At 70.2% G+C, this 24,955-nt stretch carries 27 protein-coding genes; 13 read left to right on the forward strand and 14 right to left on the reverse strand.

Annotated elements, in window-relative coordinates; genetic code table 11:
• Positions 1 to 10 precede the first annotated feature (10 nt).
• Entirely contained in the window at positions 11 to 952 is a 942-nt protein-coding gene (locus DY023_RS03255) for a glycosyltransferase family 2 protein (protein ID WP_116240909.1), read from the forward strand.
• A gap of 77 nt (positions 953 to 1,029) precedes the next feature.
• Positions 1,030 to 1,803, forward strand: a complete 774-nt coding sequence (locus DY023_RS03260) for an SDR family NAD(P)-dependent oxidoreductase (RefSeq protein ID WP_116240967.1) — start codon at positions 1,030 to 1,032, stop codon at positions 1,801 to 1,803.
• A gap of 354 nt (positions 1,804 to 2,157) precedes the next feature.
• On the opposite strand, the gene DY023_RS03265 is transcribed toward DY023_RS03260, so the two are convergent.
• Positions 2,158 to 4,059 carry an ABC transporter ATP-binding protein gene (locus DY023_RS03265; RefSeq protein ID WP_245958569.1) on the reverse strand — a complete coding sequence of 634 codons (1,902 nt, stop codon included), beginning with the start codon at positions 4,057 to 4,059 and terminating at the stop codon, positions 2,158 to 2,160.
• Between the two features lie 156 nt (positions 4,060 to 4,215).
• Here DY023_RS03265 and DY023_RS03270 point away from each other — a divergent pair, with 156 nt between their 5' ends.
• Positions 4,216 to 5,685, forward strand: a complete 1,470-nt coding sequence (locus tag DY023_RS03270; protein WP_116240911.1) for an MDR family MFS transporter — start codon at positions 4,216 to 4,218, stop codon at positions 5,683 to 5,685.
• Between the two features lie 14 nt (positions 5,686 to 5,699).
• On the opposite strand, the gene DY023_RS17895 is transcribed toward DY023_RS03270, so the two are convergent.
• Positions 5,700 to 5,855 carry a hypothetical protein gene (locus DY023_RS17895; protein WP_181905700.1) on the reverse strand — a complete coding sequence of 52 codons (156 nt, stop codon included), beginning with the start codon at positions 5,853 to 5,855 and terminating at the stop codon, positions 5,700 to 5,702.
• A gap of 151 nt (positions 5,856 to 6,006) precedes the next feature.
• On the opposite strand from DY023_RS17895, the gene DY023_RS03275 reads away from it, so the two are divergent.
• Genes DY023_RS03275 through DY023_RS03290 form a run of 4 tightly spaced genes read left to right on the forward strand, consistent with a single transcriptional unit; the run spans position 6,007 to position 9,378 of the window.
• Positions 6,007 to 7,245: an MFS transporter gene (locus DY023_RS03275; RefSeq protein ID WP_181905701.1), complete on the forward strand. Its 1,239-nt coding sequence runs from the start codon at positions 6,007 to 6,009 to the stop codon at positions 7,243 to 7,245.
• The gene (locus DY023_RS03280; protein ID WP_116240913.1) at positions 7,242 to 8,258 is read left to right on the forward strand and encodes a DUF2804 domain-containing protein; all 1,017 of its coding nucleotides are present in this window, start codon (positions 7,242 to 7,244) and stop codon (positions 8,256 to 8,258) included. Before DY023_RS03275 ends, DY023_RS03280 begins: the two co-directional genes overlap by 4 nt.
• Positions 8,259 to 8,311: 53 nt before the next feature.
• Positions 8,312 to 8,881 (forward strand): carboxymuconolactone decarboxylase family protein, encoded by a 570-nt coding sequence (locus DY023_RS03285; RefSeq protein ID WP_116240914.1) that lies wholly within the window; start codon positions 8,312 to 8,314, stop codon positions 8,879 to 8,881.
• Entirely contained in the window at positions 8,878 to 9,378 is a 501-nt protein-coding gene (locus tag DY023_RS03290; protein ID WP_116240915.1) for a DUF6328 family protein, read from the forward strand. Before DY023_RS03285 ends, DY023_RS03290 begins: the two co-directional genes overlap by 4 nt.
• On the opposite strand, the gene DY023_RS03295 is transcribed toward DY023_RS03290, so the two are convergent.
• A complete protein-coding gene (locus DY023_RS03295) occupies positions 9,357 to 10,178 on the reverse strand; it encodes an Fpg/Nei family DNA glycosylase (protein WP_116240916.1) in 822 nt (273 codons plus the stop codon). The two genes, DY023_RS03290 and DY023_RS03295, sit on opposite strands and share 22 nt — an antisense overlap.
• A 58-nt stretch (positions 10,179 to 10,236) precedes the next feature.
• On the opposite strand from DY023_RS03295, the gene DY023_RS03300 reads away from it, so the two are divergent.
• Together DY023_RS03300 and DY023_RS03305 are read left to right on the forward strand one after the other, a co-directional pair.
• On the forward strand, positions 10,237 to 10,770 hold the full coding sequence (locus tag DY023_RS03300) for a GNAT family N-acetyltransferase (protein ID WP_116240917.1): 534 nt from the start codon (positions 10,237 to 10,239) through the stop codon (positions 10,768 to 10,770).
• 153 nt (positions 10,771 to 10,923) lie between these two features.
• Positions 10,924 to 11,220 (forward strand): Fe-S cluster assembly protein HesB, encoded by a 297-nt coding sequence (locus DY023_RS03305; protein WP_116240918.1) that lies wholly within the window; start codon positions 10,924 to 10,926, stop codon positions 11,218 to 11,220.
• Positions 11,221 to 11,301: 81 nt separating this feature from the next.
• Here DY023_RS03305 and DY023_RS03310 read toward each other — a convergent pair whose 3' ends face one another.
• Complete coding sequence (locus DY023_RS03310; RefSeq protein ID WP_181905702.1) at positions 11,302 to 13,140, reverse strand: AfsR/SARP family transcriptional regulator; 1,839 nt, start codon at positions 13,138 to 13,140, stop codon at positions 11,302 to 11,304.
• A 128-nt stretch (positions 13,141 to 13,268) separates the two neighbouring features.
• Here DY023_RS03310 and DY023_RS03315 point away from each other — a divergent pair, with 128 nt between their 5' ends.
• Positions 13,269 to 13,892, forward strand: coding sequence for a LysE family translocator (locus DY023_RS03315; protein WP_181905703.1), 624 nt, complete (start codon positions 13,269 to 13,271; stop codon positions 13,890 to 13,892).
• Here DY023_RS03315 and DY023_RS03320 read toward each other — a convergent pair.
• Genes DY023_RS03320 through DY023_RS03335 form a run of 4 tightly spaced genes read right to left on the reverse strand, consistent with a single transcriptional unit; the run spans position 13,856 to position 17,114 of the window.
• Positions 13,856 to 14,932, reverse strand: a complete 1,077-nt coding sequence (locus tag DY023_RS03320) for a tellurite resistance/C4-dicarboxylate transporter family protein (protein ID WP_116240920.1) — start codon at positions 14,930 to 14,932, stop codon at positions 13,856 to 13,858. The genes DY023_RS03315 and DY023_RS03320 overlap by 37 nt on opposite strands.
• Positions 14,929 to 15,795, reverse strand: coding sequence for a formate dehydrogenase accessory sulfurtransferase FdhD (gene fdhD / locus DY023_RS03325; protein ID WP_116240921.1), 867 nt, complete (start codon positions 15,793 to 15,795; stop codon positions 14,929 to 14,931). Before fdhD ends, DY023_RS03320 begins: the two co-directional genes overlap by 4 nt.
• Before the next feature lie 9 nt (positions 15,796 to 15,804).
• Positions 15,805 to 16,752 carry a Dyp-type peroxidase gene (locus DY023_RS03330; protein ID WP_116240922.1) on the reverse strand — a complete coding sequence of 316 codons (948 nt, stop codon included), beginning with the start codon at positions 16,750 to 16,752 and terminating at the stop codon, positions 15,805 to 15,807.
• The gene (locus DY023_RS03335) at positions 16,749 to 17,114 is read right to left on the reverse strand and encodes a DUF488 domain-containing protein (RefSeq protein WP_116240923.1); all 366 of its coding nucleotides are present in this window, start codon (positions 17,112 to 17,114) and stop codon (positions 16,749 to 16,751) included. Before DY023_RS03335 ends, DY023_RS03330 begins: the two co-directional genes overlap by 4 nt.
• Before the next feature lie 110 nt (positions 17,115 to 17,224).
• Here DY023_RS03335 and DY023_RS03340 point away from each other — a divergent pair, with 110 nt between their 5' ends.
• The gene (locus DY023_RS03340; RefSeq protein WP_220347220.1) at positions 17,225 to 19,588 is read left to right on the forward strand and encodes an FdhF/YdeP family oxidoreductase; all 2,364 of its coding nucleotides are present in this window, start codon (positions 17,225 to 17,227) and stop codon (positions 19,586 to 19,588) included.
• A gap of 3 nt (positions 19,589 to 19,591) precedes the next feature.
• Here DY023_RS03340 and DY023_RS03345 read toward each other — a convergent pair whose 3' ends face one another.
• On the reverse strand, positions 19,592 to 20,155 hold the full coding sequence (locus tag DY023_RS03345; RefSeq protein WP_245958570.1) for an alpha/beta fold hydrolase: 564 nt from the start codon (positions 20,153 to 20,155) through the stop codon (positions 19,592 to 19,594).
• A gap of 228 nt (positions 20,156 to 20,383) precedes the next feature.
• On the opposite strand from DY023_RS03345, the gene DY023_RS03350 reads away from it, so the two are divergent.
• Positions 20,384 to 21,448, forward strand: a complete 1,065-nt coding sequence (locus tag DY023_RS03350; protein ID WP_116240924.1) for a hypothetical protein — start codon at positions 20,384 to 20,386, stop codon at positions 21,446 to 21,448.
• Positions 21,449 to 21,487: 39 nt separating this feature from the next.
• Positions 21,488 to 21,829: a YciI family protein gene (locus DY023_RS03355; protein ID WP_116240925.1), complete on the forward strand. Its 342-nt coding sequence runs from the start codon at positions 21,488 to 21,490 to the stop codon at positions 21,827 to 21,829.
• On the opposite strand, the gene DY023_RS03360 is transcribed toward DY023_RS03355, so the two are convergent.
• The 5 genes from DY023_RS03360 to DY023_RS03380 are packed head-to-tail and all read right to left on the reverse strand — an operon-like array spanning position 21,823 to position 24,830.
• The gene (locus DY023_RS03360) at positions 21,823 to 22,365 is read right to left on the reverse strand and encodes a putative immunity protein (RefSeq protein ID WP_116240926.1); all 543 of its coding nucleotides are present in this window, start codon (positions 22,363 to 22,365) and stop codon (positions 21,823 to 21,825) included. The genes DY023_RS03355 and DY023_RS03360 overlap by 7 nt on opposite strands.
• Positions 22,344 to 23,360, reverse strand: coding sequence for an acetyltransferase (locus DY023_RS03365; RefSeq protein WP_116240971.1), 1,017 nt, complete (start codon positions 23,358 to 23,360; stop codon positions 22,344 to 22,346). The genes DY023_RS03360 and DY023_RS03365 overlap by 22 nt, the downstream gene beginning before the upstream one ends.
• The gene (locus DY023_RS03370; RefSeq protein WP_116240927.1) at positions 23,360 to 24,004 is read right to left on the reverse strand and encodes a hypothetical protein; all 645 of its coding nucleotides are present in this window, start codon (positions 24,002 to 24,004) and stop codon (positions 23,360 to 23,362) included. The genes DY023_RS03365 and DY023_RS03370 overlap by 1 nt, the downstream gene beginning before the upstream one ends.
• Before the next feature lie 34 nt (positions 24,005 to 24,038).
• Positions 24,039 to 24,434, reverse strand: coding sequence for a ribosomal maturation YjgA family protein (locus DY023_RS03375; protein ID WP_116240928.1), 396 nt, complete (start codon positions 24,432 to 24,434; stop codon positions 24,039 to 24,041).
• Positions 24,435 to 24,830, reverse strand: coding sequence for a DUF1801 domain-containing protein (locus DY023_RS03380; RefSeq protein WP_116240929.1), 396 nt, complete (start codon positions 24,828 to 24,830; stop codon positions 24,435 to 24,437).
• Positions 24,831 to 24,955: the final 125 nt, after the last annotated feature.

A 24,955-nucleotide genomic window follows, 5' to 3' on the forward strand; every position in this document is an offset into this window, starting at 1 on the left:
GACTCGGCGGGTGCCCGAAGCGCTCGTGACCATGATCGTGCCCGGTCGCGACATCGCGGCATACGCCCCCGCTGCGCTCGATTCGCTGCGCGCTCAGACCGAGCGGCGCTGGCGGGCGATCCTCGTGGACGACGGGTCGGCGGATGCCACCGGCGGCGTGTTCGCCGCCGCCGCAGCAGCCGACCCGCGTTTCACCGTGGTCCGGCACGACGAGCCCCGCGGGCTCGGCGCCGCTCGCAACACCGGCCTCGACCTCGTCGACACGCCCTTCCTCGGTTTCCTGGACGGCGATGATGAGCTCACCCCGGGTGCGCTGGCGAGGACGACCGCGACGCTCGCCGAGACGGGCAGCGACTTCGTCGCCGGCGCGTACGTGCGCTCGCGTCTGATCGACGGCCACTACCGAGCGGGGCGCGTGCAGCCGTGGACCACCGCCGCCACCGATCCGGAGCGGCTGTCGACCACGATCCACGCCCACCCGGCGGCATCCGCTAACATCGTCGCCTGGTCGAAGATCAGCCGCACCGCCTTCTGGGACGGCCGCCGCTTTCCGGTCGGGGTCGCCTACGAGGACCAGATCGTCGCGCAGCAGATGTACGTGACGGCCCGCGCCTTCGACGTCGTCCCCGACGTGCTCGTGCACTGGCGGCTGCGCGCCGACGGCACCTCCATCACGCAGGGCAAGGACCGGCTGCCGGTGCTGCGCGACTACCTCGCCGCGCTGCTCGGCGGCATCCGGGTGCTGCAGCAGGCCGGCGCATCCGCCGCGGTCGTCGCCCGTCTCGACCTGATCCTGGCCATGGACGTGCCGCCGCTGACGCACATCGCCGCCACGCATCCCGACCCCGCCTACCGAGCCGAGCTCGACGCCTTCGTGGCGACGCTGCGGGCGCTGCCAGAGTTCGCACACGCCACCCCCGACCCCGGCCTCTCGGAGGCGCTGCATTGGTGACACGGGCCGGCGATGCCGCGGAGTCTCCTCCGTGGCATCCGCAGCCGGGCACCGTCGACAGCCGATACGGTGATCGGGTGAACGCCTACCTCGCCGATCTCTTCTCGCTCGCCGGACGCACGGCCGTCGTAACCGGCGGTTCGTCGGGAATCGGCCGCGGCATAGCGACCGCGCTCGCGCGCGCCGGAGCCGCGGTCGTGATCGTGGCACGCGGCGAGGAACGGGTCGCCGAGACGGTGCACGAGCTGACGGAAGCCGGATGCCGCGCCGCAGCCCTGCCCGGTGATCTGAGCACTCGCGCCGGCATCCATGCCGTCGCCGACGCCGCGGCCGGCCCGTTCGGCGAGCCGGACATCGTCGTGCACTCGGCCGGCATCAACATCCGCCCGTCGTTCACCGAGATCACCGAGGACGACTGGGACGCCACGATGACGGTGAACGCGCTCGCACCGTTCCTGCTGGGCCAGCGCTTCGCGCCCGGCATGGCCGAACGCGGTTTCGGCCGGCTCATCCACATCAGCTCGCAGCAGGCGCATCGCGCGTTCGTGCAGAGCGGCGTGTACGGCGTCTCGAAGGGCGCGATCGAGTCCCTCGTACGCTCCGAGGCCGAGGCATGGGGCGGCACGGGCGTCACCAGCAATGCGCTCGTGCCGGGCTTCGTGCTCACCCCGCTGAACGCCAGGCTGCAGCAGGATCCGCAGAAGGTCGCCGAACTCGCCGCCCGCACGATGATCGGGCGCAACGGGCTGCCCGAGGACTTCGCCGGCGCCGCCGTCTTCCTGGCGTCGCCCTCGTCGGCTTACGTGACCGGCCAGCACCTGTTCATCGACGGCGGGATGTCGGTGCACTGACCCGGGCCCGCCGCGCCCTGCACGCCCCGCGCACCTGCGAAACCGACCACGCGGTCGAAAACGCCGCCGGCACACCGCCCGCACCTGCGAAACCGACCACGCGGTCCCGACACCGGCATCCGCACGTGCGAAACCGACCACGCGGTCGAAAACGCCGCCAGCACACCGCCCGCACCTGCGAAACCGACCACCCGGGCCCAACACCGGCATCCGCACGTGGAAAACCGACCACGCGGTCGAAAACGCCGCCAGCACACCGCCCGCACCCGCGAAACCGACCACCGGGCCCCGACACCGGCATCCGCACGTGCGAACCCGACCACGCGGGTGCGCGTGAGCGTGGCCGCGCGGGCGTCAGGCCTCTTCGAGTCCCCGGGTCGCAGTCGAGAGCTGCTCAGCCGCCAGGGAGGCGTAGAGCCCACCGCGGGCGAGCAGCTCAGCGTGCGTTCCTGACTCGACGATCCGCCCCGCCTCGACCACGTGGATCACGTCGGCGCCGACCACGGTCGAGAGCCGGTGCGCGATCGTCAGGGTGGTGCGGCCGCGGGCCGCGGCGTCCAGTGCTTCCTGCACGACACGCTCCGACACGGTGTCGAGCGCCGAGGTCGCCTCGTCGAGCAGCAGCACGGGCGGATCCTTGAGCAGCACCCGCGCGATGGCGATGCGCTGCTTCTCGCCACCGGACAGACGATAGCCGCGCTCCCCCACGACCGTGTCGTAGCCCTGTTCGAAACCGGTGATGACATGGTGGATGTTCGCCGCGCGGCAGGCCGCCTCGATCTCAGCATCCGTCGCTCCCGGCTTGGCGTAGCTGAGATTCTCGCGGATCGTCGCGTGGAACAGGTACGTCTCCTGCGAGACGATGCCGATGTCGTCGATGATCGACTCCTGACGCAGGCGGCGCACGTCCTCACCCGCGAAGCGGACCGCTCCGGCCGAGACCTCGTACAGCCGCGGTGCGAGATACAGGATGGTCGTCTTGCCCGCCCCGCTCGGCCCGACGAAGGCGACGTGCGTACCCGGCTCGGCGGTGAACGACACCCCGTCGAGAGTCGGACGCGCGTCGGCCGAAGCATCCGGATAGCGGAACACGACCTCGTCGAACACGATCCGCCCGCGCGGACCCGGCGCCTCGGCCACGTCGATCGCATCCGGAGCGTCCTTGATCTGAGGCACCATGTCGAGGTACTCGAAGATGCGGGCGAAGAGCGCCTTCGACGTCTGCACGTCCAGCGCCACGCGCATCAGCCCCATCAGGGGCATCAGCAGCCGAGCCTGCACAGTGGTGAAGGCGACGATCGCCCCGGCGGTGATGTCGCCGCTGCCGCCGGCGACGAACAGTCCCGCGACGAGGTAGATCACGGCGGGGATCGACGACATCAGCACCTGCACCACGGCGAAGAAGCGCTGCCCGCTCATCGCCTGGCGCACCTGCAGGCGCACCTGGTTGCGGTTCTCGTCCTGGTAGCGCGCCGACTCGGTGCGCTGTCTGTTGAACGACTTCGAGAGCAGGATGCCGGAGACGCTGAGGGTCTCCTGCGTGATGCTGGTGAGCTCGGACAGCGACTCCTGCGTCTGCCCTGCGATGCGCGCCCGCACCTGGCCGACCCTGCGCTGGATGATCACGAGGATCGGCATCACGATGACGGCGATGATCGTCAGCCGCACGTCGATGATCAGCATCGCGACCAGCGACGCCACCACCGTCACGGTGTTGCCGAGGATGCTGCTGACGGTGTTCGTCAGCACTCCGGCGACGCCGCCGACGTCGTTCTGCAGCCGCGACTGGATGACGCCGGTCTTCGTGCGCGTGAAGAATCCGAGTTCCATCGCCTGGAGGTGATCGAAGAGGCGCACCCGAAGGTCGCCGGTCACGGCGTTCCCGACGGTCGAGGTGAGCCAGGTCTGCACCACGCCGAGCGCGGCCGAGAGCAGGTACAACCCGATCATGGCGGCGACCAGCCCCGAGAGCAGCGGGATCACCGGCCCGCCACCGTCCTGAGGGAACAGGGCGTCGTCGAAGATGCGCTGCACCAGCAGCGGCGGGATCACTCCGATCGCCGCGAGCAGCACGACCAGGATGCCGGTGATGAGGATCCGCCAGCCGTACGGCGCGAACAGTTCGATCACCCGCTTGCCGAGTCCGGGGATCTTCGGCGCCTCGGCGTTCAGCCTGCGCTGCGCCTCGATGTCGACGCCGCGGAATCCGCCGCCGCGTCCGCCGCCCCCTCCTCCGCCACCACCGCGCATGCTCATCGACTCAGGCTACTGCCGGGCGCCGACGGCGGACCCGTGCGGACCGATGTCCCTGTGACGGGAATGGAATGTCGCCGGCATCCGTTACGCTGAACAACTCTTGCGAAGGCGTTCCGCCTTCGGCTTCCATCTCTTCGCGCCTCTCGGAGGAACCTCATGTCTGCCGTCGACACCGGCTCCGTCCCGACCTCCGCGAATCAGATGATCCCGCGCAAGGACATGGCCGTCATCTGGGTGCTGCTCACCGCCGCCTTCGTCGCGATCCTGAACGAGACGACGATGAACATGGCGATCCCGCACCTCATCACCGATCTCGAGATCACACCGCTGGCTGCGCAGTGGGTCACCAGCGCGTTCATGCTCACGATGGCGGTCATCATCCCGACCACCGGCTTCCTGCTGCGCCGGTTCACGACGCGGCAGATGTTCATCGGCGCGCTCACGCTCTTCTCGGCCGGCACGCTGATCGCCGCGCTCGCCGTCGGGTTCCCGATGCTGCTGGGCGCCCGCATCGTTCAGGCGTCGGGCACGGCCATCATGATGCCGCTCTTGATGACCACGCTGATGAACCTGGTCCCCGCCGCCTCCCGCGGCCGGATGATGGGCCGTGTCAGCATCGTGATGTCGCTGGCCCCGGCTATCGGCCCCACGCTGTCGGGCTTCCTGCTGGACCACTTCTCGTGGCGCTCGATCTTCGTCGTCGTGCTGCCGATCGCACTGGTCGCGCTGTTCATCGGGTGGCGCTGGCTGACGAACGTCGGCGAGACCACTCAGGCGCCGATCGACATCCTCTCCGTCGTGCTCTCCGCCTTCGGGTTCGGCGGGCTCGTGTTCGGTCTCAGCCAGGTGGGCGGTCTGGGCTCGGGCGTCAGCTGGGCGCCGATGGCGATCTCGCTGGCCGTCGGCGTGATCGGGCTCGGGCTCTTCCTGCGTCGCCAGGTCGTGCTGCAGCGCGAGGACGACGCTCTGCTCGATCTGCGCATCTTCCAGTCCAGGGACTTCTCGCTGTCGATGGCGCAGATGTTCCTGCTGTCGCTGGCGTTCTTCGGCGCTATCACGGTGATCCCGCTGTTCCTGCAGGACGGTCTCGAGATCGCCCCCACCGACGCCGGTCTGGTGATGCTCCCCGGCGCCCTCGCGATGGGTCTGCTGGGTCCGGTGATCGGCCGCATCTACGACGCGCGCGGCACCCGCATCCTGCTCATCCCCGGCTCGATCCTCGCGGCCGGCATGCTGTGGTTCTACACGACGCTCAGCGTCGGCACCTCGGTCTGGGTGGTCGCGGTGGCGCAGACGCTCCTCTCGATCGGTCTCGCGCTGTCGTTCACGCCGCTGTTCACCGCATCCCTCGCCTCGCTGTCGCCGAAGTTCTACTCCTACGGCAGCGCCGTGATCGGCACGGTGCAGCAGGTGGCCGGAGCAGCGGGCATCGCGGTGATGATGGCCATCTTCACCGCGGTCGCGGGTGCGGCGGGCGGCACCGAGGTGCCGGCCGCGGTCGCCGCGGGGTCGCGGGTGGCGTTCACGATCGCGGCGGTCATCGCGACGGTGACGATCGTCGGCGCGTTCCTGATCCGCAAGCCCGAGGACGACGGCGCCGAGGTGCCCGCGCACGGCGGGCACTGATCAGGCGCTGACGGCTAGTCCGCGTCCTCTTCGCGCTTCGCGCCAGGGAGGACGCAATAGCCGTCGACGCACAGGCCCGCGGAGGGATCCGCGGCGCCGAGGAGCGTCAGCGGCGCGAGCGGGGACTGCTGCTCGTGCGCGGATTCCGTGGTGCTGCCCTGCGTGGTCATCCCTCGATGGTACGCCTGCGGGCAGCCATGGGCTCCGGAAGCTGTTCCGCAACGGCACGTCACGCAATACAGTGAGAGCACCCGAACCCGCCGCGGAACGCCCTTGCGCGGCATCCGTCCCGGCGCGATGGCGCGCCTCGAAAGGAGTCCCGTGAGCACCGTTGCTCCCGGAATCCGCGTCGTCCGGCAGACCCGGCTGCTGACGTGGCTCTTCCTGCTGAACGCCGCGATCCTGACGGTCTATGCCGGATTCATCGTCATCCTGGTGCCCGATCAGGTCGCGGCGATCGATGAGGAGAACAAGGTCGCGAATCTCGCGATCGTCATGACGGCGTCGTCGATCGCGACCATCATCATCCATCCGCTGGTCGGCGCGCTGTCCGATCGCACCCGCAGCAGACTCGGCCGCCGCGCACCGTGGATCATCATCGGCGGCGCCACGGGCGCGCTGTTCACCGTGCTGCTCGCCGGGGCCACCAGCATCTGGGTGCTCTGCCTGTACTGGGTGCTGATGATGCTGTGCGTGAACTCGGTGGCCACCGTCGGCTCGGCCGTCGTCCCCGACCACTTCGTGAAGGAGCGCCTCGGCGTCGCGAGCGCCGTGGTGGCGCTCGGCATCTTCGTGGGGATGGGCGCCGGCGTGGCGCTGGCCGGCATCGCGGTGCACAGCATCGGGATCGGCTACGCCGCGTTCGGCGTGGGATTCATGATCGTGTGCCTGCTGTTCGTCGTGTTCAACCGCGACTTCTCCTCACGCGACATGGAGCGCGAGCCGTTCTCCTGGCGATCGTTCCTCGCGAGCTTCTGGGTCGATCCGAAGCGGTTCCCCGACTTCTGGTGGGTGTTCGCCGGCCGGTTCTTCCTCATCCTCGCCTACCAGAGCGTGCAGTCGTACCTGCTGTACATCCTGCGCGACTACGTCGGGCTCTCGAACTCCGAATCCACGGCGATGAGCACGCCGATCACCGCGGTGATGCTCGTCGGAGCCCTGCTGACGACCTACTTCGTCGGCCGGCTCTCGGATCGCACGGGGCGACGGAAGGCATTCGTCTTCCTGGCGTCCGTCATCATGGCCGTCTCTCTCGTGATCCCCCTGCTCGCGCCGTCGGTCGGCGGCATGTTCGCCCTGGCCGCCGTGTTCGGCGTCGGCTACGGCATCTACATGAGCGTCGACACCGCGCTGATGAACGAGGTGCTGCCGGCAGCCGACCAGGCGGCGAAGGACCTCGGCATCCTGAACATCGCGACCGCGCTGCCGCAGGCCTTCACTCCGGCGCTGGTGGGCGTGCTGATCCTGCTCAGCGGCGGGTACACGGCGGTGTTCGTCGCCGGCATCGTCTTCGCCGTGCTCGGCGCCCTCACCGTGATCCCCATCCGGAGCGTGCGATGACCGCCGTCGACCGCGAGATCGTCGCGCCGGTCGCGCTGCTCACCGCGCAGGGGCTGCAGAATCCGGATGCGATCGGCTGGACGCGCACTCCGCTGATCGACACGGATGCCGTGGGCAGGAGCCCACGGGGATGGGGACGCACCAAGCGCTGGGAGTACTGGGCGGTCACCACGCCGACGCACATCGTCGCGATGACGATCGGCGCGCTGGACTACGCGAACGTGCGCCAGGTGTGGCTGCTCGACAGGGCCACGAAAGAGGAGATCGACGTCTTCGAGATCGGCGCGCTGTCGCGCGGCGTGCAGCTGCCGGGCACGATCGGACGCGGCTCGGCGACATCGAACGGGCGCCGGGTGTCGTTGGAGTTCGCCGACGACGCCGACGGCACGCTCCTGGTGGCCCGCTCCCCGCGCGTGCAGGTAGACATCGTCGCGACCCTCCCGCCCGAGCACGAGGCGATGGGCACCGCCGCGCCGTTCACCCCCTTCCTGGCGGAGTTCACCGTCAAGGACGTCGACCGGCCGGCCCACGGCACGATCACCGTGGACGGGGTGGTGCATGAGGTCCCGGCCGGGGCGTCCTGGGCGGTGCTCGACCATCTGCGCGGACGACTCCCCTACCGCACGCACTGGAACTGGGGCGCCGGCGCAGGGATGACCGAGGGACGGCGCATCGGCCTGCAGCTGGGCGGCGGCGGTCCGCTCGCGGTGCGGCACGGCGTCTCGCAGAACGCCTTCACCCTCGATGGCCGGGTGCACAAGGTGGCCGGAGCGCTGGAGTGGGACTTCGATCCAGAGGACTGGTCCGCACCGTGGCGGGTCACCGGCGACCGCATGGAGCTGACGTTCACGTCGTTCCACGTGCGGGCTGCCAGGACGCAACTGGTGCTGGTCGGTTCGCTGACCCATCAGTGCTTCGGGCACTACGACGGGCGGGTGCGAACCGACGGCGGCGAATGGATCCCCGTCACCAGGATCCTGGGCTGGGCGGAGGACGTCCACAACCGCTGGTGAGGCGTCCGTCCAGACCCTTCCGTTCGCCGCCCACCACGAGTACCGTGCCGGGCATGATCATCACTCCTCCCGCCGCCGAGGGCGCAACCGGCAAAGTGGCCGAGATGTATGCGGGCGACATCGACTCCGACGGCTTCGTCTTCGGGCACACCGCGGCGATGGCCACGAACCCCGAGGCGTACACGGCCTTCGAGGCGCTGATCCGCGCCGTCGTGCCCTCGATCGGCATCGGCGTCTACGAGGCGGCGACGCTCGGCGCAGCCCGGGCGATCGGCTCGCCGCACTGCCTGCTCGCTCACGGTCGCAAGGCGCTGCGCGCCGGGGTGGTGGACGAGTCCGGCCTCACCGATTTCGCCCACGGCGACGACAGCGGGTTCTCCGAGGCGGAGCAGGCCGTGATCCGGTACGCCGGGAGGCTGTCGACCGACCCCGCATCGATGACGGATGCCGACACGCAGGCGCTGCGCGATGCCGGCTTCATCGATCGCCAGATCGTCGACATCACTCTGGTGGCTGCAGCGCGGAACTATTTCAGCCGGGCCCTGCTCGCCCTGGCCGTGCCGATCGACGAGGTGCCGGGACTCGACCCGGCGATCGCGGCGGCGCTGCGAGCCGCGCGATGACGGCGGGCGGCCCCGCTCCCGGCCGCGACGAGACCCCGGAGCATCGCGCCGATCGCAACTGGGACGAGCTCATGCAGGAGCTGCGTGTGATGCAGACCGGTACGCAGATCCTCACCGGGTTCCTGCTCGCCGTCGCCTTCCAACCACGGTTCTCCGAGCTCGACGAGGTGCAGCGCACGCTGTACGTCGCGCTCGTCGTGGGCGCAGCGACGGCGACGGTGCTGGCACTGGCTCCGGTGGGTCTGCACCGCCTGCTGTTCCAGAAGCACCGGAAACCCGAGCTCGTACACGTCGCCAACCGCCTGGTCAAGGCCGATCTCGTGGTGATCGGCGCGATCACCGTCGGCGTGACGGCGCTGATCCTCGATGTCGCGCTGAACCGCACCGCGGCCGTGGCGGCGGCGATCATCGGAGTGATCATCGTGATCGTCCTCTGGGTCGCGCTGCCGCTGAAGCTGAAGGGCGACCCGCCGGATCAGGACGCCCGCGACGGCTGACAGGTGGGGCAGAGCTGCGCGGAAGCACCGCCGAACACGTGATCGACGATGATGTCGCCGCACACGGGACAGGCCTCCCCCGCTCTGCCGTGCACGGCCATCGCGGCCACCTTGGTCTGCTTGAGGCTGTCGGCCGGCACGCCGCGGCGGTCGGCGACCGCGCCGCGCATCACGTCGACGGTCGCCCGATAGAGCCGTCCTCGCTCCTCGGCTGTGAGAACCGCGGCATGCACCACCGGCGACACCCGAGCCCTGTGCAGGATCTCGTCGGAATACGCGTTGCCGATGCCTGCCACCGAGCGCTGCTCCTGCAGCAGCGCCTTGATCTGCTTGCGCCGGGTGCCCAGCGCCCGCTCCAGGTCGGCCGGCGAGAAGTCCGGCGAGATCGGGTCAGGACCGAGGTCGGCGACGCCCGCGACGTCCTCGGGGGTATCGACCATCCAGACGGCCACCGCGAGGAAGTCCCCGGTCTCCGCGATCTGCATCAGCGCACCGTCTTCGAGCGTGACGTCAGCGACGGCGTAGCCGGCGGCATCCGGATCGGGAGTCCCCCCTGGGCGCCAGCGGATCCAGCCGTTCCTCCCGAAGCTCAGCACCATCCACTGCCCGCCCAGGTCGAACCCGAGGTACTTGCCGAAGCGCCTCACACCGTCGATGCGCGCGCCGGCCACGGATGCCGGGAGCCGCTCCCTGGTCTTCACGATCCGTCGGTCGACGGCGTCGACCGACGCGATCGAGTGTCCTGCCATCCGCTCGTCCAGCTGTTCGGCGAGCGCCTGCACCTCGGGGGACTCGGGCATGCGCCCCATCCTGCCATCCGGCTCCGACAGCCGACAGATGCAGGTGCAGAATGGACGGATGCCCGCCGACACCTCACGTCTCTCGTTCCGCGACCTCGACGAGGGCGACCTGCCCGCGCTGCGCGCGATCCTGCAGGATCCGGACGCGATGGTCGCCTATGAAGGTCCGTTCGACGACGAAGAAGTGCGCACCTGGCTGGTCCGCCAGCAGGATCGCTACCGGACCGGGCTCGGCCTGCGCGCCGTGGTGCTGCGCGAGAGCGGCGAGATGATCGGCCAGTGCGGGCTGACGATCCAGCACATCGCGGGAGCGGACGTGCTCGAGGTCGGTTACCTGTTCCGCCCGTCGGCCTGGCACCGCGGCTACGCCACCGAGGCCGCGTCCGCCTATCTCGCGGAGGGCTTCTCGACCCGGGATGTCGATGAGATCCACGCCCAGGTGCGCGACATCAACATCGCCTCGATGAACGTCGCGATCCGGCTCGGGATGACCGTGCGCACCCGCTTCGTCAAGGAGTACCGCGGCGTCACGATGCCGCATCTGGACTTCGCCATCACCCGCGACCGGTTCCTGGAGCTCGCCGAGGCCTGACCGCGCGGCACGCATCGTACGCGCTGGCTCCGCCCTCCGGTGTGAATCTCGTCAGAGTCCGAGCTGTGCGGTTGAGGATGCCGGCCGAGTGCGGAAACGTGGCCGGGACACCGCGCCGGACGGTGCGGTGCCGCCAACCGGAAGGAGAGCTCGATGCTCACCCTGACCGAGAACGCCAGCACGATCGTGACGACCCTCGTCACCCGCCAGACCACCGACCCCGGTGCGGGTCTGCGCATCCACCCCACCGAATCCGGTACGACCGAGGAGCCCCGCTTCATGGTGTCGGTCGCGCCGGCGCCGGAACCCGGCGACGACATCGTCGACTCGGAGGGCACCCGCGTGTTCCTCGAGCACGAGGCCTCCGAGGCGCTCACCGACAAGGTGCTCGATGCCGGGGTCGACGAGCAGGGAGCGGTGTCCTTCACCCTCCTGCCGCAGCCGGCCTGAACGTATCACCGGAACCGCCGCCCCCTTCCCGGAGGCGGCGGTTCCGTGCGTCCGCGCCGCGCGCCAGACGGAGCAGGCCCGTCAGAGCAGGGTCCGGCCGCGCGCTCCCCACGCGATGTCCGCCCTCGCCCCGGCCCGGCCGAGGGCGTGGAACGACAGCAGCCGCGCACGCGCGGCGGCGGATGCGTCCGGCCCGTCGTGCTCGGCGGCGCACTCCGCCGCATAGGCCCGCAGCAGGTCGTCCTGCGAGTACAGACCCGTCTCGGATCTCTGCGCGAGGTGCAGCCTGACGAGCGCCTCCGCATGGCGCCGGACCACCCGCTCCGGCAGGTTGCAGAGCGCGGCGAGCGCCGACAGGTCGATCTCGGTGCGGGGCAGCAGCCCGAGCATCCGGAACACCTGCGCGGCCTCCGGCTTCAGCGCGGCGTACGACCACGAGAGCTCCGCCCGGATGTCGGTCGCCGGGCCGTCATCCGCGTCGAGCAGGTCGAGACGGTCCCGCTCGTCGCACAGCTCGGCGAGGAGATCGGCCGGGCCGAGTCCGTCACGCGCAGCTAGCCGCTGCGCGGCGATCCGCAGCGCCAGCGGCAGCTCGCCGCACACCCGTGCCAGCTCGCGCACCGCGGCGCCGTCCTCGGCCGGGATCGGACCGATCAGCTCTCGGAGCAGCGAGACGGCGTCGTCGGGCGTCAACGGCGCCACGGGCACCACACGCGCGCCCTCGCGCGCGACCAGCCCCGGCAGCGCGTTCCGGCTGGTGACGATGACGGTGCTCGCTCCACCGCCGACGAGCAGCGGCCGAACCTGCTCGGTCTCGCGGGCGTTGTCGAGCAGCACCAGCATCCGTCGGGTGGCGGTCAGGCTGCGCCAGAGTGCAGCGCGGGCGTGGAGGTCGGAGGGTATCCGCTCCGGCATGTAGCCGAGAGACGCCAGGAGGGATGCGAGTGCGTCCTCCACCGCGACCGGTGCGTCGTCGCTGTACCCGCGCAGGTCGACGAAGAGCTGACCGTCCGGGAACGCCGCGCAGTGCCGATGGGCCCACGCGATCGCCAGCGCGGTCTTGCCGACGCCCGCCATCCCCGTAACCACGCGTGGCGCGGACGGGCCGGGCTCGCCGATCAGGCCGATCAGCTCCTGCCGCCCGACGAGCGGCACCTGCGGGGGCAGTTCAGCGGGTGCAGCCAGCACGACGTCCACCGGCCCATCTCCGAGCGCCTGCGCCTGCGCCTTCCGGAGCGCGGGCCCCGGGTCGAGACCCAGCTCTTCGCGCAGCGCCACGCGGGTGCGCTCGTAGACGGCGAGCGCGTCCGCAGGGCGGCCGGCCGCGTACAGTGCGCGCATGAGCAGGGCGGCGAACGGCTCGTGCAGCGGCTCGCGGTCGAGATCCGTCGCCGCGCGATCGATCACCTCGGCGTTGCGCCCGCACAGCAGCTGCGCCTCGCACCAGAGCTGGATGACCCAGCGCCGACGGTCGCTCCAGCGCAGCACCTCCGCTGCGTCGCCGAGCTCGGCCACGTCCTCCAGCGGTTCACCCCGCCACAGCCCGAGCGCCTGCGAGGTGACCCGCACGACCTCGTCCGGCGGCATCCGCTCGCCCCGCAGGCGCGCGGTGAGCTGGTCGAACGCGGCGACATCCGACTCGTCCTCCGCGACCTGCAGCCGATAGCCGCCCGGTTCCAGAGTGAGCCGCGCCGGGTCGTCGAGACGTCCGCGAATGCGGTGCACGGCCAGCTGCAGGCGCGACTGCGCCCGCCCCGCTGGGTCGTCGGGCCACACGCCGTCGGCGAGGGCATCGACGGGGACGGACCTGTTCACGCGCAGCAGGAGCGTCGCCAGCACGAGTCGCTGCACCCGTCCCGGTGGTGTGACATCGGCGCCGTCGCAATCCACGCGCAACGGACCGAGGGTCTCGAATCTCACGCTTCCCCCCGAAAGCAGATCTCCCGGCACGTCCCGCTGCAAGGGGGAGGAAAGTGCCGTGAAACCGGAAGCCATCATCATAGGTCGGCATCGGGGGATGCGCCACCGGTACCGGGGGGATGGGTCGTATGCCGAGTGTGGAGATGCTGCTGGCGTTCGCCGGCACGTCATTGCTGATCGCGGGAGTCCCAGGACCGTCCGTCGCCTATGTCGTCGCGCGCAGCGCGCAGCACGGTACGGCGGCCGGACTGTTCTCGATGATGGGGCTGGGCACGGGCGTGGTCGTGCACACCGGGATGGCCGCGGCGGGGGTCGCGGCACTGATCGCGCTTGTGCCCATGGGGCTGGAGATCGTCGGCTGGATCGGGGCGGGATACCTCGCCTGGCTCGCCGTGCACACGCTCCGGGCACGAAGCGCCGAGCAGCATGACGACGGGACGATCGCGGTCCCGCAACGCGGCCGCCTGTTCCTGGACGGGCTCCTGGTCGATGTCCTCAACCCGAAGACGGCGCTGTTCTTCATCGCCTTCCTGCCGCAGTTCGTCCGCCCCGAGCGCGGGCCCTCCGCGCTGCAGCTGGGCGTGCTGGGACTGCTGTACATGCTCATCGCCGTGACGTGTTACAGCACCTATGCGGTGCTCGCCGGGCGACTGACCGTGCGTCTGCGCGGCTCCGGCAGCATCCGGAGCCGGATGGCGTTCGTGACCGCGGGGATCTACCTCGTGCTGGCGGTCGTCGTGCTGGTGGTCTGAGCGCCCCGTCCGCGCAGGCCCTTCCAGAGCACGAGGCTCAGGTGGTGCAGCATCCCGGCGAACACGATCGCCCAGACGACCAGCGCGACCGCGACGCCGATGAGCCCGATCTGCTCGACGGCAGGCAGGTCGTCGACGCGCCCGACCAGGATGGACGCCACCGAGAACATGCCCACCGGGAACACCATCGACCACAGGGTCGGCTCGTACCGCAGCGGCACCCTGTGCACGAAGTGCCGCCAGACGCCGGCGCCGACCAGTGCCGGGATGAGCCAGGCGCAGAAGGTCCAGAACACGGCCACGGTGGCGGTGACCAGGGGGCGGACCGCGTCGACCATGGGCGAGTTCTCCATGCCGACGACGCCCGAGCCCGCGACCACCGCGATCGCCAGCGCACCCATCGTGACCCAGAAGGTCGGGTCGAACTCCTGCGGAGTGATCCCGTAGTGCACGATGCGCAGCAGCACCAGGATCGCGACGGCGACGTAGAGGCTGACCCCGACCGACCAGGCCAGCACCGCCAGCATCCCGGCCCAGGGTCCGGCGTCGAACACCGGCTGCAGCTGCGCGATCGCGACCGCCACCGACTGACTCGCCACCGCCCAGATGAACCAGCTGCCGTTGGTGCGCGCGAGGACCGGTTTGCCGTCGCGGGTGAGCAGCACCTGCCAGGGCAGCGCGTAGCCGAACACGAACCAGAGCACCACCGCGAAGAGCAGCATCCACAGGGAGACGCCGGTGAGACCGGCCATGCTCAGCCGCACGGCCAGCACGTCGCTGGCGGCGATGATCGTGAAGAATCCGAACGCCTTCGACGGGTCGCGCAGGTCGGCGACCAGCTCGCTGCGGAACGCGGACGCCCGCCAGATGTAGAGCGCCCACAGCACCGCATAGGCGACCACGGCGATCCACATCAGGATGTCGGAGAGCGGCTCCCATCCGGCATCGTGCAGACCGACCGAGATGATGCCCGTTCCCATGACGAGGGCGAAGTAGCCCGGCGCGAGATGGGCGACGGCGTCGCGGATCGGCGAGGTCATGCCTGCAGGGTATCGCCGCGCGCGGGCTCCGCCACGCGCACGCGTGCCGGATGCGAGTACACGTTCATCGTCCGCTCGCGTAGGAACCCGACCAGGGTCAGACCGCGCTCCTCGGCGAGCTCTGCGGCGAGCGAGGACGGTGCCGACACGGCGGCGAGGATCGGGATGCCGGCCATCACGGCCTTCTGCACGAGCTCGAAGCTCGCCCGGCCGGAGACCTGCAGCACCGTGCCGCCCAGCGGCAGCCGGTCGTTCAGCACCGCCCAGCCGACCACCTTGTCGACGGCGTTGTGCCGCCCGACGTCCTCGCGGAGCACCAGCAGCTCACCGGTCGCGGCGTCGAAGAGCGCGGCGGCGTGCAGCCCGCCGGTCTTGTCGAACGCGTCCTGCTGCGCGCGCAGCAGATCGGGGAGGGCGGCGAGCGTCTCGGCGTCGACGGCCGCGGCGTCGGATGCCACGTCGTAGCGCGAGATCGTCGCGACCTGATCGATGCTGGCCTTGCCGCACACCCCGCAGGAGCTCGTCGTGTAGAACGCGCGGGCCTGCTCTGCCGACGGCGGGGCGACCCAGGGCGCCAGCGCGACGTCGAGCACGTTGTAGGTGTTCTCCGCACCTCCGGTGCCCGGCCCGCCGCAGTGGATCGCCGAGCGGAACCCGGAGCCTTCGGCGATGATCCCCTCCGACACGAGGAACCCCGCGGCGAGCTCCAAATCGTGCCCAGGGGTGCGCATGGTGACAGCGAGCGGCGCACCGGCGACGCGGATCTCGAGCGGCTCCTCGACGGCGAGCGTGTCGGCACGACGCCGCGTCCCCGCGTCCAGCGCCACCCTCAGCACCGAGCGTCTCGTGGTGATCCGTCCCATCGTCCGAGGCTACCCCTGCGCCGGATCGTCGCCCAGCGCGGCGAGCAGCTCCGCCGACGGCGCGAAGAACGTCGTTCCGGTGAGCGGGGTCGAGAAGTCGAGCAGTCTGTCGTGCAGCCCGGGCGGATCGCCGATGAACATGCGCTCCAGCATCCGCTCCAGCACCCACAGCCGGCGGGTGTACCCGATGAAGTAGGTGCCGTACTCGCCGTGCGCGGGGCGCGCGAACGGCATGTTGTCCCGCAGGATGTCGTGTTCTCCGTCCTCGTCCTCGATCGTGGCGAGGGTCTTGTGCGCCTTCTGGGCTTCAGCCGCGGCATCCGGCAGCTCGACGTTGTCGGCCTTGCGCCGACCCATGATCGCCTCCTGCTGCTCGGTGCTCAGCGCCTGCCAGAGCGACAGCGGATGCGTGTATTTCTGCACGACCACATAGCTGCCGCCGCGGTACGCCGGATCCTCGTCGCCGATCAGCGTCGACTCCGGCAGTTCGGGACCGACCGGATTGGCGGTTCCGTCGATGAAGCCGAGCAGATCGCGGGCGTCGAAGTAGCGGAAGCCGGACACCTCGTCGACGGCGCGGACCGCGTCGCCCAGTTGGTCGAGCAGCAGGCGTTCGAACTCGACGCACAGGTCGGTGCGGTCGGCGCGGATGTGGAACAGCAGATCGCCCGGCGTGGCGACGGCGGTGTGCTTCTCGCCCCTGATCTCGCGGAACGGATGCAGTTCCGAGGGATGCGGCCGACCGGTCAGCTGCGCCCAGATGTCACTGCCGATCCCGACGGTGCAGGACAGCAGCGCCGAGGGATCGCGGAAACCGACGGTCTTGAGCAGATCGTCGATACCCGTGACGACGTCACGGACGGTGTCGATCGCACCGTCGCCGCCCGTCACGGTGAGCACGAGGAACACCGTCGCCCTGCTCAGCGGCGCATCGATCTGCTGGGGTCCGCCGCTCATGCCTCGGCCCCGGTGAGCATCTGCTGCAGCACGGTCGCCTCGCTGATGTCGTCGCGCTTCGAGGCGGTCAGCAGTGTGAGCGGCCCCTCCGCGGCGAGCGCGCGCAGCGAGGCCAGCGCCTCGGCGTGCTCCGGGTCGTCGAGCTCGGTGCGGTAGCGCCGCGCGAACTCCTCGAACTTCGCAGGATCGTGGGCGTACCACTTGCGCAGCTCGGTCGAGGGCGCGACGTCCTTGCACCAGTCGTCGAGCTCGGCGCGCTCCTTGCTGATCCCGCGGGGCCAGAGCCGATCGACCAGCACCCGCTTGCCGTCCGTGGGTTCCGGGTCGTCGTAGATCCGCCGCACCTGCACGTTCACCGTCATCGCGCCTCCTCGTCCCCTCCACAGTGTGCCACTCCGTCACGACCTCGGTGCGGTCCTGGGTGCGACGCCGAACCGGGCGTAGGGTCGAGCGTGACGGAAGGACGGCGACGATGACGGACACGGCACCCGGGGCCTCTGGCGGCGGCGAACAGGGCAGCGGCAGCGCGCTCGGGCTGATGCCCGATCGGCCGCGGCAGGGCGGCTTCGGCCCCGCCACCGACCGGTCCTGGTCGAGCTCGCCATACCGGCATCCGGCCGCGGGCTGGGGAGCCGCGCTCTCGGTCGGCGAGGTGCTGGTGCGACAGCAGCAGCCGGTGCTGGGCACGAGGGCGATGTTCATCATGAACCACCCCAACCGCGGTTTCGACTGCCCCGGCTGCGCCTGGCCGGACGACAAGGGCGTACGGCTGGACATCTGCGAGAACGGCATCAAGCACGTCACCTGGGAGATGACCCGCAAGCGGGTGGGTCGTGAGTTCTTCGCCGCGCACACGGTGTCGGAGCTCGCCGAGTGGACCGACTTCGCCCTCGAGGATCAGGGCCGGCTCACCGAGCCGATGACGTACGACGCGGAGACCGACCGGTACGTGCCGATCCGGTGGCATGAGGCGTTCGCTCTGATCGCCGCCGAGCTCCGTGCTCTGGAGACCCCGGACCAGGCGACGTTCTACACCTCCGGCCGGCTCAGCAACGAGGCGTCGTTCCTGTACCAGCTGATGGTGCGCGAGTACGGCACGAACAACCTGCCCGACTGCTCGAACATGTGCCACGAGGCATCCGGCCGTGCGCTCACCGCCTCGATCGCCACCGGCAAGGGCACCGCCGACCTGGAGGACTGGGAGCAGTGCGACGCCCTGTTCGTCCTGGGTGTGAACGCCGCCTCGAACGCCCCGCGCATGCTCACCTCGCTCGCCGAGGCGGTCGACCGTGGCGCGCGGGTCGTGCATGTGAACCCGCTCGTCGAGGCCGCCTCCACCCGCACCATCGTGCCGCACGAGATCCTCGACATGGCGCGGTTCAAGACCACCGAGACCAGCACCGACAGCCTGCAGGTGCGCCCCGGTGGTGACCTCGCCCTGATCCGGGGAATGGCCAAGGTCGTCTTCGAAGCCGCTGAGGACGACCCCGGTGTGCTCGACGTCGCCTTCCTGGAGATGTACACGACGGGGCTCGAGGAGTACCGCGCGATCGTCGAGGCGACGCCCTGGGATGAGCTGGTGGAGCAGTCCGGGCTGGCCGAGAGCGACATCCGTCACGCGGCAGGCATCTACCTGGCGTCCGCGCGCACCGTGATCAGCTGGTGCCTCGGGGTCAGCCAGCACGAGCACGGCGTCGACACCGTGCGCGAGATCGTGAACCTGCTGATGCTGCGCGGCAACATCGGCCGGCCGGGCACCGGCCCCTCCCCCGTGCGCGGGCACAGCAACGTGCAGGGCAACCGCACCTGCGGCATCAACCACAACCCCACCGAGGCGTTCCTGGAGCGGCTCGACGAGGTGTGCGGCATCCGCTCGCCGCGCGGGCGCGGACTCGACACCGTGCACACGGTCGCCGCGATGCACGCCGGGGCCGTGAAGGTGTTCGTCGGCATGGGCGGCAACTTCGTGCGCGCCGCACCGGACACTCCGTTCACCGCCGCGGGGTTGCGGCAGTGCAACCTCACCGTGCATGTGAGCACCAAGCTCAATCGCAGTCACCTCGTACATGGCGAGAAGGCACTGATCCTGCCGTGCCTGGGGCGCACCGAGAAGGACGAGCAGCGCACCGGTCCGCAGGGAATCTCGACGGAGGACGCGATGAGCTCGGTGCAGCTCTCGATCGGCGCACGGCGCCCCGCTTCGCCGCAGCTGCTCAGCGAGCCCGCGATCATCGCCGGAATCGCCCGCGCGACGATGCCCGAGAGCGCCACGCCCTGGGAGGACTACGTCGCCGACTACGACACGATCCGCGACGTGATGGCGCAGGTGCTTCCCGGTTTCGACGGGTTCAACGAGCTGGTGAGGCAGCCGTACGGATTCCGCATTCCGCAGCCCGCCCGCGAGCGCGACTTCCGCACTCCGTCGGGCAAGGCCGAGTTCTCGCACGCCCCGCTGCCGGACGTCATCCCCGAGGATGCCGACGTGCTGGTGCTGCAGACCATGCGTTCGCACGACCAGTGGAACACCACGATCTACTCGAACGACGACCGGTACCGCGGGGTGAGGAACATCCGCGAGCTGATCCTGATGAACCGTCGCGACATGCGCGACCGCGGCCTCGAGGAGGGAGCCCTGGTCGACATCGTCTCAACCTCGAAGGACGGCTCGCAGCGCGAGGTGCGCGGGTTCCGCGCCCTGGAGTACGACGTGCCTCGCGGCAGCGCCGCCGGCTACATGCCCGAGCTGAACGTGCTGATCGGCGCGGCCGACTTCAGCGCGCAGAGCGACCAGCCGCTGATGAAGAGCATCCGGGTGCGGGTGACGCCCGCCGCCTGAGGGTCAGTCCCAGTCGAGGTACTCCTCGATGACCACCGCGGTCTCGATCGGATGCGTCATCGGGAAGAAGTGGTCGGCGCCCTGGATGCTGGTGATGCTGGCGCGGTCGGTGGCCGTGGCCTGCAGAGCCGCACCGTTCGCGGGCGGGGTGACGACGTCCTCGGTGCCCTGGATGATGAGGATCGGGATGGCGGGGGCGAGCGGAGTCTCGTCCTCTTCGACGCCGAGCAGCAGCAGACCGTTCACGCGGTCGGTGTGCTCGCCGGCGAAGACGCGGGCGACCGTGCCTCCTGCACCGTGGCCGCCGATCCAGGCATCCTCGAGTCCGACGTGGTCCATCACCGCGAGCACGTCCTCGACGCGCTCCGCCACGGTGCTGTCCTCGGAGCGTGCACCGACACGCAGCACGCGGAAGCCGGCCTCCTCGGCGAGGTAGTGGCCGATGGAGCCGAGCGCCCCGCCGTCCATGCCGACACCGGGGATCAGGACCAGCGCGACCGGACCGGGGCCCTCGTCGACGTAGGAGACGGAGCGGCCGTCCGCCTCGAAGATGCTGTTCTCTGCCACGGGTGCTCCTCCTGGTGCCGTTCGGGATGTGCCGGAACAACCCTACTTGCCCTCAGCGTCGTCGTCCCAGGCGGCTCGATTAGGCTGGGCGGGCACGAACCCCATGAAAGCGACACTCCCCTGACTTCCTCCCGCCGCCGCGCGCCCCTTGACGATCCTCGCAAAGCACTCACGACATACCTGACCAGGGCTTCCGGCTACTACGTCGCGGAGGCCGTCGGCATCTTCGTGCTCAAGCTGCTGATGCTGGTGCTCGCCGGGTTCCTGGTGTGGGCGATCTTCATGGGCTTCGAGGAGTTCGAGAACCTCTTCGCCGTCATCGTCCTGTGCGTGTTCCTCATCCCGTGCGTCATCGCGTGCGTCTGGATGGCGCTGTTCATGTTCACCGTCCCGATGGCAGCGCGCCTTCGCGTGTCGACGCTGTTCCGGCGCGTCCGCCCGGGTGCCGGCGTCCGGGACGCACCCAACGAGACCGCCGTTCTGCCCGAGGGCGCCCTGATCTCGGGCACGGACGGCCAGGGACTGCTGCTCCAGCGGACGGTGGCGTACCTCGTGCTCGGTCTGCCTGCGGCCGTGTTCCTCGGATACTGCCTGGTCGCCTACCTGAACGAACTGCAGCAGCTGCTGTTCGGCCCGCCGTCGGTCAGGTACTGGGACTGGCGTGCGCCCTCGAACTTCACGCTTCTCGGCGAAGAGATCTTCACAGACGACAATCTGGGCGCGCTGATCCTCGTGCCGGCGATCTCGGCGGTGTTCCTGTTCGCGGGGACCGCACTGGCGGCACTCGCTCTTCCGGTGCTCACCCGGCGCGGCGCGGACGCCATCGACCTGGCCGTCACCGACACGGGCGTCATCGTCCGCGGCGGCCTGAGCATCGGTTGGGACGAGATCACCGAGATCATGGTCGTCCGCGACACGCGAGCAGGTGCCGTGGTCGGGCAGCGTCAGGAGCGCTTCGCCGGGCAGCCGCGTGCCGTGATCAATCTGACTTTCTTCCCGCATCACTCCCGCACCCGGATCGTCTTCATCCCCCGCGACTTCCCGGCTCTGCTGGCGCGGGCAGGACGTCGGGGGTCGCGGGGTCTGCACGCCGATCGGGCCCTCGACTACGGATATGCACTCGCCGATCTGTGGGTGCACGAACCGGACGAGGTCGACGCCGTCTGCACCGGGTTCGAGCGCATCGCGCGCCGCACGCACATCACGTTGACCCGCCACGAGCGCGGAACGGGGATGGACGACCTGCTGGCGTCCTCGCCCGGCTGGCTCGGCGGAATGTTCACCCGGAACTAGCGCCCCTTCCGCGGCCCGCGAGCGGGTACATTACCGACGATGAGCCAGTACATCATCTACTTCAACCAGCAGTGGGTCGGCGATCACCCCGAGGAGTGGTTCGTCGAGCGCGGGCGCCTCTGCAACGCCGTCGTCGATGACATGCGCGACGCCGGCGTCCTCGTGTTCGCCGCCGGCGTCGACGAGGATCTCGACGCGGCGATCACCGCGGACGACACCGGCGGTGAGCTGGAGTTCGGAACCGGACCGTACGCCCCGGGCGAGCAGTACATCGGCGGCCTGACCATCGTGGACGTCCCCGACGAGGAGACCGCGCGGATGTGGGGCGGCAGGATCGCCGAGGCCTGCGGCTGGCCGCAGCAGATCCGCCGGGTCTACTGACCCTCTCCGGATATCCGGGACTGCAGCTGCCTGATCGTGTCGCCGAGGATGCCGCGCGCGAGCAGGCCCTCGCCGAGCGGGCCGGAGGCGTCGGAACCCAGTGGTGGAAGCAGCCGCAGAGCGGCCCGCTCGCGATCGGTGAGCTGCGCCACCTGCCAGTCGATCTCCTGCTGCACATGATCCGGCGTCGCGGCATCCGTCAGCGAGACGGCCTTCACCGCGTAGGCTGCGGCGCCCAGCGCATGCGCACCCATGTGCGCGACGGCAGCGGCCTGTGCGACGGACCTTGCTGCCGCCGTTCCGGCTGGGCTGGATGCGGCCTTCGCCGCTCTTCCCGCGATCAGGCGCTTCCTGATCTCCCCGGCGCTGCTGCCCTCCCCCGCGCTGTACGCGCGCGTGCGGTCGACCGCGTCACGGATCTCGGCCTCGGCCGCGGCATCCGCCTCGAACAGCGGCAGCACGTGCTCTGCGCAGGCCAGCGCCCATCGGGCGACGACACGACGATCGGCTTCGCTCAAGGTCTGGACGGATGCCATGCGTCCATCCTTCCACGCCCGGGAAGGACCACATCCGACCAGGTCCACGTCACTGCAACCTCCTCGCTCTGCCGGAGCGCGCGCCGGCCGCGCGAGTTCGTCCTCTTCGTGGTCTCGCTCGGATGCCGTCGCACCCACTCCAGCGGGACGACATGCAGCGCCAGAGTCTCCGCACCGTCGTCAGCCGAGTGGACGAAGACGACGGCATGGCCGCCGACGGCCCACCAGAAGGGGTTCCGCCCGGCGGCCCCGGCCTCGGCGAGTTTCCGGCCGTACCCCTCGGTCTCATCGAGGTGCCCGAGCCGGTAGTCGTGACCTCCGTGCAGGTAGCCCCAGTGCGTCCTGAGCCGCCCGATGGTCTCGGCGACCGTGGTGCCATCGCCGCTCGCGTCTGCTACGACCAGCGGGAAGATCGCGTGCCGCCCTCGATCGATGACCGGCAGGCGCCAGTCCATCCAGGCATCTCCTCCGCGCTGCAGGGCGCGCTCGATAGCGTCGTGGGTCGCCTGGCAGTGCAGCCGCTGCAGATCAGCGGTCGAGATGCCCTCCCAGGCCGGCACGCGGTGCCGCATCCGCAGCAGCGGATACGGCCGGCCCTGGTCGTCCCGCGAGCTGCGCCCGACGGCGGTGAACCCGCGGCGCTGGTAGAACTCCACCGCCGCCGTGTTCTGCTCGTTGACGTCGACCGCGACCGCTCCGTGGTCGAGCGCGAAGCTCAGCAGCGCGGTCCCGGCACCGCGGCCGTGCTCGGCGGCATCGACGAAGAGCATCTCCACCTTGTCATCCGCGATCCCCACGAACCCGACGATGCGTCCCTCGCGCTCCGCGACGTGCACGTCGACCTGCGGCAGGTGGTCCGAGGCGAGGTGCGCCTCGATGTCGTCGCGATCCGCTGCCGCGAGGAAGCCGTGCGTCGCGTCGACCGCACTGCGCCAGATCTGCACGAGACGCGGGTACTCGTCGCGGCCGTCGACGGGGCGGATGTCCATGGGCATCAGTCCCTGCCGCACCGTGCGTCGATCAGCGACTGCGCGGAGCCGGGCAGCGTGGACGGGTCGTCGAAGAACGCGCGCCCCTGGCAGATGCGCACGAGCCCCTCCCACACCTCGCGGTACAGGAGCGGGTCCGCCTGCAGTCGCCCCGACTGCCGCGGGGTGAGCGGGAATCGGTAGCTGCCGTCCCAGTGGCCCTGCCCCACATCCAGATCGAGGAGGAGGTCGCCGCGCCGCCGGATGATCGCCGGAGCCCAGTTCCATTCGGCGCCCTGCGGCCGGAAGATCTGCTCGATGCCATCGGGCACTCGGAACGAGACGCGGGGCTCACGCGCGTCTTCGACGAGTTCACCGGCGACGGTGAGCCACACGACCGCGCCGTCGCGGACTCCCAGGTTCGTGGCCATCGACGGCCAGATGCGCGGCACTGCCGGGAAGTCCCATGCCACAGTCCGAGCGATCTCGGGATCGTAACGCGCGACCGAGATCCCGATCGGCCGTTCGACGTGCGGCCCCAGCGCGTCGAGCACCGCCTGGACCTCGGCACTGTCGATCGGCCTGCCCAGCGCGCTCGCGAAGAGCGCGGACGGCGCCGTTTCCCAGGTCGGTGCCGACTCGGTTCCGTGGCGTCGTGGCCGAGCGCTCACTCCCGCCCCGCCGTCGGAAGGCTGTCGAACGTCGTCACTCTCCCAGCCTCGCACGTCGGCTGCCGCGGCGCATCCGACAGATCACGACGAGTGCGACCCCCACCGCATACCAGAGCAGATCCCACAGTGAGAAGCCTGTTCCGAAGACGAGCCGGAGCGGAGGGAAGGATGCCGCCCACTGGGAGGGCAGCGGGGTGAGCTGCAACAGCTCGACGCCGACACACCACCCCAGCGCGACTGCAGCCGTGACCCGCCAGCGAGCGCACGGCGCGACGAATGCGACGAGCAGCGCGATCAGTGCGGCGTAGAGGACGTCACCCACCGCATCGCTGACGGGGCCCGCCGGTGCCAGAAAGTGCACGGCGAGCCCGGCGGCGACAGTCGCGACCGCGGCCAGCGCGAGGAGGAGACGACGTCGTGGCCGGTGCACTCAGCTGCGCCGGTTCTCGGCGATCGCGTCCCGCACGAGCAGACGAAGCTTGTCCTCGTCGACCGTCGCCCCCTCGACGAGATCGATCGCACGCACCGTTGTGCCGTCCAGCCTCGCGTTGAACAGGCGATCCGGGTCATCCAGCTGGGCGCCCTTCGGGAAGGTCAGCCGCACGGCCTTCTTCAGCACGTCCGCCAGGCAAACGTTCCCGTCGCAGACCCAGGTGGCGACGCCCTCCGGCTTCGAGGGTTTCCGCCACTTGATCTCCTCGACGATGTCCGGATCGGCGCTGAGGACGGCTCGCCGGAGCCGCGCCAGCGTCTCCCCCTTCCACCCGCCGGCGGCGGCGATGATCTCGTCGATCTCTCTTCCTGCGGATGATTCGTTGTCGCTCATGAGTACATCCTGGCCTGCGGCGGACGATCAGGTGGCCGGAGTCATGACTTCCACGCGGGATGCTGGGCTGGGCAACGCTTGTACCGTTGCTCGCTGTCCCGGTCGACGGCGGCGCGGTCGTCTTG

Source organism: Microbacterium bovistercoris (genome assembly GCF_003387575.1).
Lineage (GTDB): Bacteria > Actinomycetota > Actinomycetes > Actinomycetales > Microbacteriaceae > Microbacterium > Microbacterium bovistercoris.